This is a genomic window from Halosimplex rarum, assembly GCF_047715405.1.
Classification (GTDB): Archaea; Halobacteriota; Halobacteria; order Halobacteriales; family Haloarculaceae; genus Halosimplex; species Halosimplex rarum.
Genome location: NZ_CP180412.1, coordinates 20,733 through 36,124 on the forward strand (window position 1 = coordinate 20,733; position 15,392 = coordinate 36,124).

The following is a 15,392-nucleotide window of genomic DNA, read 5'->3' on the forward strand; positions in this document are numbered from 1 at the left end:
TTTACTCCCCGGACAACCGCTAGACCTCGCTCCGTTCGCCCCAGGCGAGGCCAAGGTAGCCGAGGCCGAACTCCTCGAAGCCGTGATCGGGGCAGTTCGAGTACACCGCGTCGCGCGCGGTGGCGACGCGCCGTTCGAGGCTCTTCGACGGCGACTCGCGGCCGTCGCCGGGGGCGGCCGCTCGGACGAACGCGCGGAAGCCGAGGTTGAGCGGCGCGGCCACACGGCGGTCGGAGCGGCCGGCGTTCAACAGCGCGATCCGCCCGCCGGGGGCGAGCATCTCGATCCAGCGCTCGACGGCCGGGCGGGGATCGGCGAACATGCCGACGACGAACGTCGCGAGGACGGCGTCGACCGGGCCGTCGATCGGTGGTCGTCGCGCGTCCGCGCGAGCGAGGTGAACGTTCCGCCAGCCGGCGCGGTCGACGCGCTCGCTCGCCCGGCGCAGCATGCCGCGGGTCAGGTCGACGCCGACGACTCGCCCCTCGGGGCCGACGCGGTCGCGCAGGTGCGAGACGTTCGCGCCGGTGCCACAGCCCATCTCGACGACGGTGTCGCCGGGCTCCAGGTCCAGGGCGTCGGCGGCGCGCTCGCGCCAGGAGCCGACGCCGGGGGCGGTGGCGAGCCAGTCGTAGGCTCTGGCCCATCGGCCGTAGAACGACTGCGTGGCGCCGACGTCGTCTGGCATTACAGCTCCCGGACGACGCGCGCCGCGGTCGGCCCGTCGACCGCCAGCACGTAGACGATCGGTTCGACGCCGAACCCGCCGGTCTGGTAGAGCACGTCGGCGTCGGGCGACTCCGCGAGCGCGTCGGCGATAGCCGGCTCCAGGTCCGCCTCGGCGTCGAACTCGACGGCGGTGTATCCCGCCTCGGTCAGCGTCTCGACGATGTCGGAGCCGTAGCGAACGTTGAGGGCGGCACGGGCGTCACTCCCGCCGGCGCGGGCGGCGAGCAGGACGCTCGCGACGTGCTCGCTGACGCCGAACTCGGGGTCGGCCGGAATCGCCGTCGTCCCTTCGAGGTCGAGGATGCGGCCGGGGACGGCGGCGACGTCCTCGATGCCGTCGGCGTCGGGGAGGCACTCGACGAGGTTCGACCCGACGGCGGGGACGAGATCCGGGAAGTCGTCGGTGTTCTCGAGGATGCGGACGCCGCGGCGGAGGGATGCGAGGACCTCCTCGGCGGCGCGGACAGTGCTCTCGGGGTCGTGGATGGCGAAGCGGTCGTCGCCGTACTCGGCGAGGCCGGGCATCGACTCCTCGTGGAGCTGGGCGAGCACGCCGCCGCGTTCGAGCCGGCGGACGAACACCTCGGCCTCGACGAGCGCCTGGACGCGGCTCATCTCGCCGCTTGCGAGCCCCTCGGCGAGTCGCTCGACCAGTTCGCGCAGCCGGCGGTCGCCGAGGAGGCGGTCGTTGCGCTCGACCTCGCCGTGGACGTACTTCGAGACGGCGCTCTGGCTGATGCCGAGGTGGTCGGCCACCTCGCTCTGGGTCAGCCCCCGCTCGCGCAGTGCCTCGGCGAGCATCGAGCGGAACGTCGGCAGGAACTCCTCGACGACGAGCTCCTCGACGAACTTCATCGGCCGCCCCCCGTCGGCTCGGGGACCGCGCTGGCGCCAGTCATCGCCCTACTGGTCACCCCCGAACTCGCGGTCGCCCTGGATCTTCGAGGCCTGCGGCCCGGACTGGTCCTGGTACTTCGAGCCCCGCTCCTCGCCGTAGGGGCGCTCGGCGGGCGTCTTCAGTTCCGTGAAGGTGAGCTGGGAGATGCGCATTCCGGGGGTGAGCGCCACGGGCGCGGTGCCGAGGTTCGAGAGTTCGAGCGTGATCTGGCCCTTGTAGCCGGGGTCGCAGAGACCGGCGGTGGCGTGGACGACGATGGCGAGGCGGCCCAGCGAGGAGCGCCCCTCGACGTGGGCGATGAGGTCGTCCGGGATGCCGACGCGCTCGTAGGTCGTGCCGAGGACGAAGTCGCCCGGGTGGAGGATGAACTCCTCGTCCTCGTCGACGACCGTCTCCTCGACGTACTCGGCGACCTCGTTCTCGCTGTTGGGGTGGATGCAGGGGATGTTGGCGTGCTGGAACTCCAGGAACTCCCGTCCGAGCCGCAGGTCGACGCTGGCGGGCTGGATCTGGATGTCCGGATCGTCGAGGGGTTCGACCACCAGGTCCCCTTCCTCCAGGCGCCGCAGGATGTCCGCGTCCGACAGTATCATACAGGTTTCTCTGCCCGCCGGCGGTAAAACATCACGGTTGCCAGCGGCCCCGAATCCGGTCGCGGACCGCGCCGACGCGACGGATCGGCGCCTGCGCGCGACGGGCCGGCGCCTACGTCCGAGTGAGGGCGCGCGCCCTGCGCGGCCAGTCGGTCAGCGAGACGTAGTAGCCGGCGAACAGCGTGTAGACGACGACGGCGGGGCCGAGGAAGTTGCGCCAGCCGGCGACCCAGATCCCCATCGCGGTCACGACGATGGCGACCAGCGGCGTCGCCCACAGCGCGAGCAGGTCCCACCGCTCGCGGACCACGGCCGCGTGGATCCCCAGCACGGCGAGAACAAATAGCGGCCCGAGCGTCACCATCGCCCTCAGCGCGTGGCCCTCCGACCAGCCGGGCATGACCGGCGAGAAGAACCAGGCGCCGCGGAGGGCGGCGATGGCGACGACGTGCTCGGCGTTGGCGACGAAGAAGTCGACGACGCCGCTGGCCGGGGCCGGCGAGTAGTCGTAGACGAACCGGTCGGGCGTGATGACGATCCCCTCCCGCCAGTGGAACAGCATCGACCCGCGCGCCCAGCCGAACTGCAGGCGGTAGGCGATGGCGGCGACGAGGCCGCCGACGAGCGCGAGGTTGACCTTCGCGGGGAAGCCCAGGTTCAGCCGGTGGTCGCTCGTCGCCGGCAGGAGGTCGTAGAGGAGGTACGCGGCGACGATGGGCAGGCCGTTGGGCCGGACGAGCGCAGCGAACCCGAGGGTCCCGAGTGCGAGCAGACGGTTGCGCGTCGTGGGCGTCGTGTGGTAGTGCGCGAGGCGCCACAGCGCCAGCGCGACGGCGAACGTCAGCATGAACTCCGACTGCGGCCGGGCTGCCCAGCGGTACACCTCCCACTGGACGGCGAGCGCGCCGCCGGCGACGAGGCCCGCGGAGCGACCGACGAGATGCCGGCCCGTCGCGTAGACGAGGACGCACGACAGCGCCGAGAGGGCGACCTGGACGGCGACCCAGCCGTGGACGTACTCGCCCGTCGCGCGCAGCCAGCCGCAGTAGGGGAGCCAGTAGCCGGAGTAGACCAGCGCCCGGGTGCCGAAGAGCGTGCCGAGCGAGAACTCGTTGCACCACGCCAGGTATCGGGTGGCGTCCCGGACGACCATGGTGCCCATGTTCGACCAGACCCACCCGCGGAGGACGAGCGCGACCAGGAAGATGGCAGTGGCGTCCCGCTGCCAGGTCTCGTCCGGGATCGGCCCGGAGAGGGCGGCGGCGACGCTGGAGCGGCGGAGGACCATATGTAGCGTTGCCGACACCCGCCTCGCATGAAAGTCTTGTTTCTGCTATCGCATGCTCGAAGCCGACTCGTCGACGAACCGCCCGACGCGAGCGCGGTTCAATCGCCGTCGGTGCGAGCCTCGCGCCGACCGAGGTGACCAGTGTGCTCGTCGAGCAGGAGCGACGCGTGCGATGGCTCGGCCACGGGGTCGACGGGCTCGTCGTTCTCGAACAGTCCCCACTCGGCACCGATGCGGCGGGCCGCCGCGACCGCCTCGGCCAGGTCGAGGTCGCCCTCGCCGACGGTGACGAACTCGCCGGCGTCGAAGTCCATGTCCTTGAGATGGACGAGCGAGACGCGGTCGCCGATGTCGTCGAGCAGCGCCGCCGGGTCGACGCCGCCGACGCCCGCCCAGCCCACGTCGACCTCGAAGCGGACGCGGTCGGTCGCGTCGACGAGCGCCTCGTACCCGGTCGTCTCGCCCAGGTCCGTGAACTCGTGGGCGTGGTTGTGATAGTGCAGTCGGAGGCCGCGGTCCGAGAGTCGGTCGGCGGCGGCGTCAAGCCGCTCGGCGGTCGACTCGACGGCCTCCCGGGTCGCGAAGTGCTCGGGGTCGATCCACATGACGACCACGTCGTCCGTGTCGAAGGCCTCGCACGCCGCGACGTGCGCGTCGAGGTCGTCGTCGAGCGCGTCGAGCCCGGAGCCGACGCTCGATACGGCGAGGTCGTTGGCGTCCAGCGCGTCGCGGACGGCGTCGGTGTTCGCGTCGGGGCCGAGTTCGACCCCCTCGTAGCCGGCGCGGGCGATCCGGTCGAGTTTCAGGGGGAGCGGTTCGTCGATGGCGCTGATCGTGTAGGGCTGGATTCCGATCCGCATCGTCCCGACTGCTACCGGGTATCACAAGCCGGTTTCGACCGCGGAAGTGCCACCGTCGATGAGAAACCCTATCTCCCGCCGGCCGCCAATCGGGGTATGAAACAGGCCATCGTCGCCCGGGCCGACCTGGGGATGGGCGAGGGGAAACTCGCCGCGCAGGTCGCCCACGCCTCCCTCATGGCCGTCGAGGACGCCGACCGACAGGCGAAAAACGAGTGGAAGGGCAGCGGCCAGAAGAAGGTCGTCCTGCAGGCCGACAGCGAGTCCCAGCTGTTCGAACTCGCCGACAAGGCCGAACGCGAGGGTCTCCCCCACGCCGTGGTCCGCGACGCCGGCCACACGCAACTCGAGCCCGGTACCGCCAGCGCGCTCGCCGTCGGTCCCGCCCGCGACGACCTCGTCGACAAGGTGACCGGCCACCTCTCGCTGTATTAGCTCGGACCGCCGGCTCGAATCGCACCTCGCTGACAACTCGCGTCCATTCCGTCTGTGGCCGCGGCTATCTGGCACGTGAAGCTGAAATTACCTGTGGATGCCGGCAAGTTCGCTTAACACGTCAGCCAGCCTGTATTCGCGCATGGTAAAGTGGATGGCTGTCCTGTACGGTCTCGTCGCATCGCTCGTGATCGGCCTCCTCGGTGGCTTGGGCCTCCCGTTCACCGACGCGACTCTCCCGGCGGTCGGGGCGGGATTGACCGGCCTCATCGCCGGCGCGATCGCCGGGTACGCCGCTCGGGAAGGCCTGGGCGGCGGCGCGGTACACGGGTTCCTCGCGACGACTATCGGGGGGATCGTCGTCGCGCTGGTCCTGCTGTTCGTCGGGACCCTCGTCGCCGGCATCTTCGGATTCGGGGCCGGCGTCGCCGCGCTCGTCTGGGTCGCCGCGACCGGGATTCCCGGCGCGATCGGTGGTGCGATCGGCGGCGCCGTCGCGCCGGAACCCGAAACCGCCGGCCAGCCCGTCGCCTGACGCTCTCTCCCGTACCGATCGACCCGATCCCGTCCCGATCGAACCGAAGTAGTCCGTGCGTATCGGACCGAACGCCGGGTAACGGACCGGTTCAGTCGCCGACACCGCCGCGGACCGACGTTTTTCTCCGTCGGTCCGGCGGGACCGATGATACGAGTTAAGCCTCCGTAGTCGGGAGGATAGGGTATCGATATGACCGCGCGATCCGTCGCGACCCAGTCCAGTTCCGAACACCCGTCGACCGCCGGTCCGAACGCCAACGGTTCGTGGATCCTACCGCGAGGCGGCAACGGGGACCGCCGCTGATGTACGAGACGACCGCCGTCGCCCGACTCGCCGGTGCGGTCGCTCTGCTGGTCTCGCTCGCGGTCTGGGGGCTGCTGTCCGTCCTCGCGGTCGGTGAGACGACCGCGTCGACGTGGGCGTTGGGGCTCGTCGTCATGTTCCCCGTCAGCGCGCTCGCGCTGGGATACGCCCGCGACCGCACTCCGCCGCGGGTCGGCTCGGAACACGCACTCGGGCTCGCCGTCGCCGTCGCGGCCGTCACGGTCACGTATCTCGGTGCGCTCGCGGTCGACTTCTCGCCGGTCGACGCCCTCGTCGAGGCGACCCCGCTCGAACTCGTCGTCGCCGCCGTCGGCTTCGCCCTGCTCACCGCGGCCCTCGCGGTCGTCGACGCCCGGTACGTCGAGCGCCCGGCCACGGCGGCCCGCCTCGAAGCGCGATACATCGACGACCCCATCGCCGACGACTGACGGGCCCGCTGTGACCGCGGAACACACCGACGCGGAGTCCCGTGGTCTGGTGAAAAGGCCTATATATCACAACCACTAACTGGAAGTTAGTCACGCTGACTCAGTGACGCACACTATGCAGGATCAGAACCAGCAGGCGTACGACCGCGGGATGACGATCTTCTCGCCGGACGGGCGCCTCTACCAGGTCGAGTACGCCCGGGAAGCGATCAAGCGCGGCACGGCGAGCGTCGGCGTTCGGACGACCGACGGCGTCGTGCTCGCGGCGGACCGCCAGGTTCGCTCCCCGCTCGTCGAGGAACAGAGCATCGAGAAACTCCACCGCATCGACGACCACATCGCGGTCGCGAGCGCGGGCCACGTCGCCGACGCGAGACAGCTGATCGACTTCGCCCGCGAGCAGGCGCAGGTCAACCGCCTCCGCTACGACGAGCCGATCGGCGTCGAGGCGCTGGCCAAAGAGGTCACCGACTACATCCAGCGCCACACCCAGAGCGGCGGGGTCCGCCCGTTCGGGACCGCGCTCGCCATCGGCGGCGTCGACCCCGACGGCACGCCGAAGCTCTTCGAGACCGACCCCTCCGGGACGCCCTACGAGTGGCAAGCGACCACCATCGGCGGCAATCGCGAGACGCTCATGAACTTCCTCGAAGACGAGTACCGCGGGGACATGGACCTCGACGCCGGGATCACCCTGGCGCTCGAAACGCTCGCCCAGAGCAACGAGGACATCGATCCCGAAGCGGTCGAGGTGAGCGTGATAGACACCGAGACTCACCGCGTCCGCTCGCTGGAGGCCGCGGAGATCGACTCCCACCTCGCGGAGTTCGGAGGTGAAGACGGTGAGTAGATTCACCGACCCCCTCACCGGCGCCGACGCGATCGGCGACCCCACCGAACCCGAACTCGGCGCGGGACAGTTCGACGGTGCGAACGCGGGCGGCGACGCGCAGGCCCGCGACGACGAGTCGGTCAACAAGACCGGGACGACCACGGTCGGCATCTCGACCGACGAAGGCGTCGTCGTGGCGACGGACATGCGCGCCTCGCTCGGCGGCCGCTTCGTCTCGAACAAGTCCGTCCAGAAGGTCGAGCAGATCCACCCGACCGGCGTGCTGACGCTCGTCGGTTCGGTGGGCGGCGCCCAGTCGTTCATCCGGACGCTCCGCTCGGAAGTCGACCTCTACGAGGTCCGCAAGGGCGAGCCGATCAGCATGCACGCGCTGGCGACGCTCGCCGGCAACTTCGCCCGCGGCGGGCCGTGGTTCGCCATCAACCCGATCCTCGGCGGCGTCGACGACGAGGGCAGCCACGTCTACAGCATCGACCCCGCCGGCGGGGTCATGAAAGACGACTACACGGTCACCGGTTCCGGGATGCAGCTCGCCCACGGGGCGATCGAGGGCGTGTACGACCGAGAGATGAGCCTCGACGACGCGCGCGACCTCGCGGTCCGCGCGGTCGAGGCGGCCAGCGAACGCGACACCGGCTCAGGTAACGGCGTCTACGTGGCGACCGTCACCGGCGACGGCGTCGAGATCGAAGGCTTCGACGAGACCGAAGACGCGTTCGCCCAGCGGTAGGGCGGCCGCGGCTTTCGGGCCGCTAGTTGTTGAGGAAGTAGACCTGTTTTCGCGCGTCGTGGAAGCTGTGTCGGGACCCGATCAGCTCCGCGTCTTCGAGTCGGTTCAGGGCGTAGCGGACGGTCCGGTCGGGCAGCAGCGACTCCTCGGCGAGCTGTCCCTGCGACAGCGGCGCATCGGTCTCCAGCACCTTCGCCACGAGCTTGGCGCTCGGGGGCAGTTCGCGCAGGCGGTCGCGGAACTCCGCCTCACCCAGCCGCTCGTCCGCACTCGGTTCGTCTATGGTCGTACTCATGCCTGAGCTTCTCTGGAGGGTACTGGTAAAAGTTGGCTATATGGATGACCAAATTGTCCTAAGCATATAAGGTGTCCTTGTATTTTCGGCCGTTCGCCGAGTAGATCGGCACACAGCGGCGCTTTCGGCAGGTCTCCTCCGCGGAGTCCGGGGTCCCAAGACCTTTCGACGCTGGCGGTCGTCGATCGGGGTATGACGTCCATCCCGGAGTCCTACCACGATCTATTCGAGACGCAGACGTTCGCGCACTTCGCGACGATGACGCCCGAGGGGTTCCCGCACGTCACGCCCGTCTGGGTGGACTACGACCCCGAGGCCGACCGGGTGCTGATCAACACGGCGCGGGGCCGACGGAAAGAGCGCAACGTCGCCCGGAACCCGAAGGTCGGCGTGAGCATGGTCGACCCGGAGGACCCCTATCGCTACTGCTCAGTTACGGGAGAAGTGACGGCGATGACCGAGGAGGGCGCCAGGGAACACATCGACGCGCTCGCCCGCCGCTACATGGACGTCGACGAGTACCCGAGTTACGACCGCGATCCGGGCGCTCGCGTCGTCGTGGAGATCCGTCCGGACGAAGTATACACGTCCTGACGCCGGGCAGGGACGGCGACCGCGCCGGGCGTCCGCTTTCAGTACTCTTTTGGTCCCAGACTGGGGAAATTCCCGTATCGTGAAGGGTAAGGAGTGGTACCAGCAGGAAACTGTCGTCGAGTCCTACGAGGACAAGCGCTTCTCCCGCGGCGGCGGCCGGCTCACGGACCGCCTGGAGAAGGCCGCCGTCGGCGAGGCGCTCGCGCCCGTCGAAGACAAGAAGATCCTCGAGATCGCCTGCGGCACCGGCCGGTTCTCGGTGATGCTCGCCGAGCAGGGCGCAGACGTCGTCGGACTCGATATCTCGGCGCCGATGCTCGGGGAGGGTCGGGACAAGGCCCGCAAGGCGGGCGTGGACGACCACCTGGAGTTCATGCGCGGCGACGCCGCGCGGCTCCCGTTCCCCGACGACCACTTCGACGCCGTCTTCGCCATCCGCTTTTTCCACCTCGCGGACACCCCTGGGGAGTACCTCCGCGAGATGGCCCGGGTCTCCAAGCGCCAGGTCGTCTTCGAGACCTACAATCGCTCGTCGGGCCGGTCGCTGTACAACTGGGCGCTCCCGATGGGGTCGCGGCTCTACTCGCGGCGGGAAGTCGACGGCATGCTCGACGCCGCACAGCTGCGCCTCGTCGACGAGACCCACGAGTTCGTCGTCCCCTTCGGCCTCTACCGTAAGCTCCCCGGCGGCGTCGCCAAGGCGTTCCGACGGGTCGAAGAAGCGGTCGACCGTACGCCGCTTGGCGACCGCCTGGCCTCTATCTCCTACTGGAACGCGACCGTCGACTGACGGTCGTTCGCGTGATGGACGGTTGACGGTCGTTCGCGCCGCTGACAACTGACGACCGTGTCGACCGCCCCGTTCGTCCCACGACTTTTATACGCGTCGAGTCTGCTACGGTCTGTATGCAGCTCTCGGTGGTGGTCCCGACGCTCGACGGCCGGGAGCAACTCGCCCGGACGCTCGACGCGCTGGCCGAACACGTGCCCGCGGCCGAGATCGTGGTCGTGAACGGCCCCTCGACCGACGGGACGACCGGGATGGTCCGCGAGCGCGCGGACGTTGACGTGCTCGTCGAGGTCGCCGACCGGACGGTGACGGCCGCGCGCAACGCCGGCATCGAGCAGACCACGGGCGACGTCGTCGCGCTGGTCGACCAGGGGTTGACGGTCACCGACGAGTGGTACGACGCGCTCGTCGACGACCTGGGCGGCGCCGACGTCGTGTCCGGGCCGGTCCACGAGCAGCTCCGCGGCGGCATGACCGCCGAGGAGGTCGAATCCGACGCGCTCGCCGGGCGCGAGGTCACCTACTTCAACGGGGGCAACGTGGCCTTCTCGCGGTCGGCGCTCGACGCGCTGGACGGGTTCGACGAGTACCTGGAGATCGGGAGCGCCCGCGACGGCGCCCACCGCCTCGCCGCGATGGACTTCTCGGTGACGTGGGCGCCGGAGATGGGCGTCGCCCGCGAGGTCGGCGCCGACGGCGGCGGCCCGGAGACCGACCCCGGCTGGAAGTACCGCTCGCTCGCCTACCGGTTGGTGAAGAACTACGGCGTGCGCCCGCGCGTCGCGGCGCGTCTGGTGGCCTACGCCGGCCGCGACGCGCTCGGATCACTGCGGGACGTGGCGCGGGGCGACGCGACGCCGTCGGGCTGGCTCGGTACCGGTCGCGAGGTGCTGTCGGGGCTCGCGGTCGGGTCGAAAGACGGAACCTGGGCGCGGCTGCTCGACCGGTCGACCCGGCGCAACCCCTACGGCCGGTCGGCCCGCTCGGACCGGCCGGTCGCCGTCTACGACCGCCGGTAACCGTTCTTCTGGCGCCGACCGGGTGACACTCGCGCGACTAGCGGCCGCTACGCGCCGCCCGCGGGCGAGAGCGCGTCGAAGACGCGCCCGGGGTTGTTCGAGAAGACCTTCCGCATGGCGTCTTCGGGCACGTCGAGCGTGAGGATCTCCATGACCGCGACGTTCGGGTGGGCGGCCGGCGACCCGCTGCCGAACAGGACCCGATCCGGGTGCTCTCTGATCGCGCGTTCGAGCGGGTCGCGGAAGCGGACGAAACTCGTGTCGAGGTACAGCGACGACGATCGGTCGAGCAGATCGATGCTCGTCGCCATCAACTCGCGGTCGAGCGGGTGCCCGCCGAAGTGCGCGAGCACGACCGGGAGGTCGTACTGCAGGAGCGTCGCCTCGACGGCGTCCGGCCCGAACCCGTGGCCGCCGTGGACGATGACGGGCAGTCCCGCCTCGGCCAACTGTTCGAGGACCTCCTCGTCGGGGAGGCCGTCGCGCGCGGGATGGAGTTTGAAGCCGACGAACCGGTCGTCGTAGGCGTACTGCTCCACGTCGGCGGGGGAGGTGTGGTCGTCGGTGCGGTGCGCGGTGAGGTTACGCAGCGTCGCCACGGGGGTGTCCGCGGGGTCGCGGGCGCCGTTGATCCGGGCGACGGCGACGAACGGGCGGCCGACGCTCATCCGCGCGACGGCGTTGTTCGCGGCGAGGTAGTTGCCGTCGCGCCCGCTCGGGAACACCAGCGACCGCACCACCCCGGCCTGGTGCATCTCCCGCTCCAGTCGCTCGGGGTCGCCCAGCCCCTCGCGCTGTCGGCGGTCCTCGTCGGGCTCCAGGCGCGCGTGGACGTCGACCACCCGGAACCCGTGCTCCAACTCCAGCATTCACCCTACCATGTGCGCACCTCGTTAAAACGGTTGTCGGAGGCCGTTCCCCGCCGAGCGCCGCCCAGGGCTCGCCCGGGACCGCTCCAGACCACGACCGCGACCGCCGATCCCCCGGCACAGATCACGCCGAACGCCGGAATGCCGGTCGGCTCCCAAGCATCACTTAAAGGCTTTCCGGCCATTCGTGCGGGGCCCCCTGACACACCGCTGGCGGTGGTTCCGGCCCCTGGTTGGAAAGTTTTATATAGAACCGCTTACGATGAATTAGATGAAACTCAACCATGTCATCTGGCCAGCGACGCATGGGTGGACAGCCGATGTTCATCCTCAACGAGGACAGTGATCGCACGCAGGGCAAGGACGCCCAGAGCTCCAACATCACCGCCGGCAAGGCCGTCAGCGAGGCGGTACGGACCACACTCGGTCCCCGCGGGATGGACAAGATGCTCGTCTCGGACAGCGGCGACGTCGTCATCACGAACGACGGCGCCACCATCCTGGACGAGATGGACATCGAACACCCGGCCGCGCAGATGATCTCCGAGGTCGCCGAGACCCAGGAGAGCGAGGTCGGCGACGGCACCACCACCGCGGCGGTGCTCTCCGGTGAACTGCTCTCGCAGGCCGAGGACCTGCTCGACGACGACGTTCACCCGACGACGATCGTCGAGGGGTACTACCAGGCGCTCTCGCTGGCCCACGAGGCCATCGACGAGGTCACGCTCGACGAGGAACTCGACGACGAGCTCCTCGAGACGGTCGCCCGCTCCTCGATGACCGGCAAGGGCACCGGCGACGTCTCCGCCGAGCGCCTCGCCGAGGTCGTCGTCGACGCCGTCCGCCGCGTCGCCGACGACGGCGTCTCCCGCGACAACATCACCGTCTACACGCAGACGGGCTCGTCCTCGTCGGCCACGCGCCTGGTCGACGGCGTCCTCATCGACGAGGAGCCGGTCCACGACAACATGCCGCGCAGCTTCACGGACCCGCAGATCGCCTTCGTCAACGACGACATCGAAGTGCGCGAGGCCAACATCGACGCCGAGTACAACGTCTCCAGCGTCGACGACCTCAACACCGCAATCGAGGCCGAGGAGAACGAGCTCCGCGGCTACGCCGAGCACGTCATCGACCTGGGCGTCGACGTCCTGTTCGTCGACGGCGACGTCGCGGACCAGGTCGCCGCCATCCTCGCCAAGAACGACGTCGCCGTCTTCGAGGTCGGCGACGACGAGGGCGACGAGCTCGCCCACGCGACGGGCCTGTCCCGCGCCGCGGGCGTTCAGGAACTCGAGGCCGACGACCTGGGCTCCGCCGGGTCGATCTCCGTCGAAAAGTACGGCGACGAGTACGTCACCTTCGTCGAGGACGGCGACGCCGGCCAGTCCGTCACCGTCTTCGCTCGCGGGGGCACCGAGCACGTCACCGACGAGCTCGAACGCGTCCTCGGCGACGCGCTCGACGTCGTGACCGCCGCCCTCGACAAGGGCGGCGTCGTCCCCGGCGCCGGCGCCACAGAGATCGCGGTCGCCGACTACATCCGCAGCGAGGCCGCCAGCATCGAGGGCCGCAAGCAGCTCGCCGTCGAGGCCTTCGCCGACGCGGTCGACGTGCTGCCGCGCACGCTCGCCGAGAACACCGGCATGGACCCCATCGACGCGCTGGTCGACCTGCGCGCCGAACACGAGAGCGAGGGCATCGCCGGTATCATCTCCGAGGGCCAGACGGGCGTTATCGACGACCCCATCGACCTGGCCGTGCTCGACCCGGCCGCCGTCAAGCACGAGGCCGTCGAGAGCGCAGCCGAGGCCGCGACGATGATCGTCCGCATCGACGACGTCATCTCCGCGAGCTAACTCGGTAGCCGCCGAACACAACTTCACCTCGCCATTTTTCGACCGCGAACCGCTCCGTAGCTTCCGCTGCGTCTCGGTGTTCAACCCGCTCGTAGCGTCCGCTCCGTCGTCGTCGTCTCTCCCGTGCCCCACCGAATCCGGCTCGACCGGCATCACGTTGAACCGTCTGACGACCGAAACGAACGGCACCCGTGTCCGGAGAGCAACTCGGCCTGGCCGAGAGCGTCTCGATCGCGCTCGGCGGGATGATCGGCGGCGGCATCTACGCGGTGTTAGGCGTCGTCACCGGGATAACCGGGCCGGCGACGTGGGCGTCGTTCGTCCTCGCGGGCGTGGTCGCGGCCTGCGCGGGCTACTCGTACAACGCCCTCAACGACGTGGACGACGAGAACCAGGGCGGGTCGGTCTCGTTCGTCCAGTCGTTCGTCGGCAACGCGACGCTGGCGGGGATGATCGGCTGGACGCTCCTGTTCGGCTACATCGGGTCGATGGCGATGTACGCGTTCGCGTTCGGCGAGTTCACCGTCGCGCTCGACGGCGTGCCCGACCGACTGGTCGTCGTCCCCCTCCGCCCGGTCGCGTCGGTGCTCGCAGTGGCCGGGTTCGTGGGACTCAACCTGCTCGGCGCCCGCGCGACCGGGAGCGCCGAGAATGTCCTCGTCGCCGCGAAAGTGGGCGTCCTCGTCGCCTTCGGGGTCGGCGGCATCGCCTACGTCGCTGGCGGCGCCAGCGGCGCGACGCTCTCGCTCGGCGCTTCGCAACTCGCGTCGTTCGGTCCCGTCGTCGCGGCGGCGGTCTCGTTCGTCGCGTTTCAGGGGTGGCAGCTCCTGTTCTACGACCAGGAGCGCATCGAGGACCCAGTCGAGACGATCCGAACGGCCGTCTACGTCGCGATCCCGGTCGCGGTGAGCATCTACGTGCTGGTGGCGGTGGCGACCGTGGCGCTGGCGCCGGAGGCGCTGAAGTCCCACCCGCACACCGCGCTGGCGACCGCGGCCGGGGCCGTCACCGGCTCGGTCGGCTTCCGACGCGTCGGCGTCCTCGCCATCTCGTTGTCTGCGCTGTTCTCGACGGGGTCGGCGATCAACGCGACGCTCTTTTCGACGGGCTACTTCGCGAAGGGGATGCTCTCCGACGAACTGCTCCCGGATCGCGTCGGCGATTCGAGCGCCGAGGGGATCCCGAGACGGACGCTCCTCTTGCTCGGCGCGGTCACCGCCGCCTTCGCGGCGGTCGGGAGCCTCGGCGGGATCACCTCCTTCGCCTCGGTCGCGTTCATCGTCGTCTTCGGGTCGATGAGCTCCCTCGCGCTCCGGGAGCGCGACCGGGACCGGATCAACGCGCTGCCGCCCGCCGTGGGCCTCCTCGGAACGAGCGCGTTCCTGCCGCTGCTGTTCTGGCACCTGTACGCGAACGAGCGAGGCACGTTCTACGTGGTGGTGGTGATCTCGGTCGTCGTCGTCGGCGTCGAGTTACTGTACTTCGAGCGAGAGGCGATCAGAGACGAGATCGAGGCGGTCGAACCGGACGTCCTGAGCGACTCCTCCCGGTAGGCCGGCGGCGGCCAGCGGTCAGTGGCTAGTCGTCAGTCGCGAGTCGCAAGTTGTCTGTCGCAAGGTGCCAGACGTCAGTCGCCTTGCTCGGCTTCCCAGCGGCGGGAGACGTCGTCCTTGGCGACGGTCTGGAGGCGCTGGACGCCGCTGAACTCGTCGATCACGTCGGCGACCACGTCGGGGACGCGGTCGGTCCAGGTGTCGTCGCCGAGCATCCGCTCTCTGATGTCGCTGCCTTCCAGCCGGTCGCGGTCGAACATCGGCGACTGGCGGACCTCGATGCCGCGCTCCTCGAACAGCTGGACGACGAGGGGGTTGTTCGAGTAGGCCACGTCGAACGACGGCGACATGCTCATGATGTGACTGACCCAGACTGCGTTGCGGTCGATGTCCTCGATGGGCACGACGTAGGTCGGCACGTCGACGTCCTCGACGGCCTTGGTCACCATCATCACGCGTTCGCCCGCGGTGAAGGGATTTCGAGTGGTGTGCGAGACGTCTGCGCTCCCGATGCCGAGGACGAGTTCGTCCACCTCGTCGACGATGTGGTCGACCATCGCCCGGTGGCCGTTGTGAAACGGCTGGAACCGCCCGATGTAGAACCCGCGTGTCATACCCTATCGTGGGCCCACCGACTACATTAACCCCTGTGACTCGCGGCCCGGTCGTCCCGAGTGACCCGGGGAGCGGTGGCTCGAACGGGCCCGCGGGCGCGAACGAGCGCTATCGATCTGGCC

General features: G+C 69.6%; 18 protein-coding genes. 10 read left to right on the forward strand and 8 right to left on the reverse strand.

The genetic code is table 11. From position 1 onward, the window contains the following. Positions 1 to 19: 19 nt before the first annotated feature. The 5 genes from ACMGFH_RS00085 to ACMGFH_RS00105 form a co-directional block, all read right to left on the reverse strand. A complete protein-coding gene (locus tag ACMGFH_RS00085) occupies positions 20 to 688 on the reverse strand; it encodes a class I SAM-dependent methyltransferase (RefSeq protein WP_415380739.1) in 669 nt (222 codons plus the stop codon). Next, the gene (locus ACMGFH_RS00090) at positions 688 to 1,584 is read right to left on the reverse strand and encodes a thiamine-phosphate synthase family protein (RefSeq protein ID WP_415380740.1); all 897 of its coding nucleotides are present in this window, start codon (positions 1,582 to 1,584) and stop codon (positions 688 to 690) included. The genes ACMGFH_RS00085 and ACMGFH_RS00090 overlap by 1 nt, the downstream gene beginning before the upstream one ends. A 48-nt stretch (positions 1,585 to 1,632) precedes the next feature. After that, positions 1,633 to 2,220: a dCTP deaminase gene (dcd, locus tag ACMGFH_RS00095; RefSeq protein WP_415380741.1), complete on the reverse strand. Its 588-nt coding sequence runs from the start codon at positions 2,218 to 2,220 to the stop codon at positions 1,633 to 1,635. Between the two features lie 112 nt (positions 2,221 to 2,332). Then, positions 2,333 to 3,508, reverse strand: coding sequence for a glycosyltransferase family 39 protein (locus ACMGFH_RS00100; RefSeq protein WP_415380742.1), 1,176 nt, complete (start codon positions 3,506 to 3,508; stop codon positions 2,333 to 2,335). A 98-nt stretch (positions 3,509 to 3,606) separates the two neighbouring features. Further along, positions 3,607 to 4,368 (reverse strand): sugar phosphate isomerase/epimerase family protein, encoded by a 762-nt coding sequence (locus tag ACMGFH_RS00105; protein ID WP_415380743.1) that lies wholly within the window; start codon positions 4,366 to 4,368, stop codon positions 3,607 to 3,609. Between the two features lie 96 nt (positions 4,369 to 4,464). Here ACMGFH_RS00105 and pth2 point away from each other — a divergent pair, with 96 nt between their 5' ends. From pth2 to psmB, 5 genes are all read left to right on the forward strand, one after another. Further along, entirely contained in the window at positions 4,465 to 4,803 is a 339-nt protein-coding gene (pth2, locus tag ACMGFH_RS00110) for a peptidyl-tRNA hydrolase Pth2 (protein WP_415380744.1), read from the forward strand. A gap of 142 nt (positions 4,804 to 4,945) precedes the next feature. Then, entirely contained in the window at positions 4,946 to 5,338 is a 393-nt protein-coding gene (locus ACMGFH_RS00115; RefSeq protein ID WP_415380745.1) for a DUF5518 domain-containing protein, read from the forward strand. A 305-nt stretch (positions 5,339 to 5,643) separates the two neighbouring features. Further along, entirely contained in the window at positions 5,644 to 6,093 is a 450-nt protein-coding gene (locus ACMGFH_RS00120; protein WP_415380746.1) for a hypothetical protein, read from the forward strand. Between the two features lie 115 nt (positions 6,094 to 6,208). Further along, positions 6,209 to 6,943: an archaeal proteasome endopeptidase complex subunit alpha gene (gene psmA, locus ACMGFH_RS00125; protein ID WP_415380747.1), complete on the forward strand. Its 735-nt coding sequence runs from the start codon at positions 6,209 to 6,211 to the stop codon at positions 6,941 to 6,943. After that, on the forward strand, positions 6,936 to 7,676 hold the full coding sequence (psmB, locus tag ACMGFH_RS00130; protein ID WP_415380748.1) for an archaeal proteasome endopeptidase complex subunit beta: 741 nt from the start codon (positions 6,936 to 6,938) through the stop codon (positions 7,674 to 7,676). Before psmA ends, psmB begins: the two co-directional genes overlap by 8 nt. A 22-nt stretch (positions 7,677 to 7,698) precedes the next feature. Here the strand turns inward: psmB and ACMGFH_RS00135 are convergent, their stop codons facing one another. Beyond that, positions 7,699 to 7,971, reverse strand: a complete 273-nt coding sequence (locus ACMGFH_RS00135; RefSeq protein ID WP_415380749.1) for a MarR family transcriptional regulator — start codon at positions 7,969 to 7,971, stop codon at positions 7,699 to 7,701. Positions 7,972 to 8,163: 192 nt separating this feature from the next. Between ACMGFH_RS00135 and ACMGFH_RS00140 the strand changes: the two genes are divergently transcribed. The 3 genes from ACMGFH_RS00140 to ACMGFH_RS00150 all read left to right on the forward strand — a co-directional run bounded on the left by ACMGFH_RS00140 (position 8,164) and on the right by ACMGFH_RS00150 (position 10,374). Then, on the forward strand, positions 8,164 to 8,565 hold the full coding sequence (locus ACMGFH_RS00140) for a PPOX class F420-dependent oxidoreductase (protein ID WP_415380750.1): 402 nt from the start codon (positions 8,164 to 8,166) through the stop codon (positions 8,563 to 8,565). A 79-nt stretch (positions 8,566 to 8,644) separates the two neighbouring features. Next, positions 8,645 to 9,355 carry a class I SAM-dependent methyltransferase gene (locus ACMGFH_RS00145; RefSeq protein WP_415380751.1) on the forward strand — a complete coding sequence of 237 codons (711 nt, stop codon included), beginning with the start codon at positions 8,645 to 8,647 and terminating at the stop codon, positions 9,353 to 9,355. 116 nt (positions 9,356 to 9,471) lie between these two features. Further along, positions 9,472 to 10,374, forward strand: coding sequence for a glycosyltransferase family 2 protein (locus ACMGFH_RS00150; protein WP_415380752.1), 903 nt, complete (start codon positions 9,472 to 9,474; stop codon positions 10,372 to 10,374). Between the two features lie 47 nt (positions 10,375 to 10,421). Here ACMGFH_RS00150 and ACMGFH_RS00155 read toward each other — a convergent pair whose 3' ends face one another. Further along, positions 10,422 to 11,243, reverse strand: a complete 822-nt coding sequence (locus tag ACMGFH_RS00155; RefSeq protein WP_415380753.1) for an amidohydrolase family protein — start codon at positions 11,241 to 11,243, stop codon at positions 10,422 to 10,424. 305 nt (positions 11,244 to 11,548) lie between these two features. Here ACMGFH_RS00155 and thsA point away from each other — a divergent pair, with 305 nt between their 5' ends. Both thsA and ACMGFH_RS00165 read left to right on the forward strand, forming a co-directional pair. Beyond that, positions 11,549 to 13,102 carry a thermosome subunit alpha gene (gene thsA, locus ACMGFH_RS00160; protein ID WP_415383294.1) on the forward strand — a complete coding sequence of 518 codons (1,554 nt, stop codon included), beginning with the start codon at positions 11,549 to 11,551 and terminating at the stop codon, positions 13,100 to 13,102. Positions 13,103 to 13,293: 191 nt separating this feature from the next. Further along, entirely contained in the window at positions 13,294 to 14,655 is a 1,362-nt protein-coding gene (locus ACMGFH_RS00165) for an APC family permease (RefSeq protein ID WP_415380754.1), read from the forward strand. A 74-nt stretch (positions 14,656 to 14,729) separates the two neighbouring features. Here ACMGFH_RS00165 and ACMGFH_RS00170 read toward each other — a convergent pair whose 3' ends face one another. After that, a complete protein-coding gene (locus ACMGFH_RS00170; protein ID WP_415380755.1) occupies positions 14,730 to 15,269 on the reverse strand; it encodes a nicotinamide-nucleotide adenylyltransferase in 540 nt (179 codons plus the stop codon). Positions 15,270 to 15,392 lie beyond the last annotated feature (123 nt).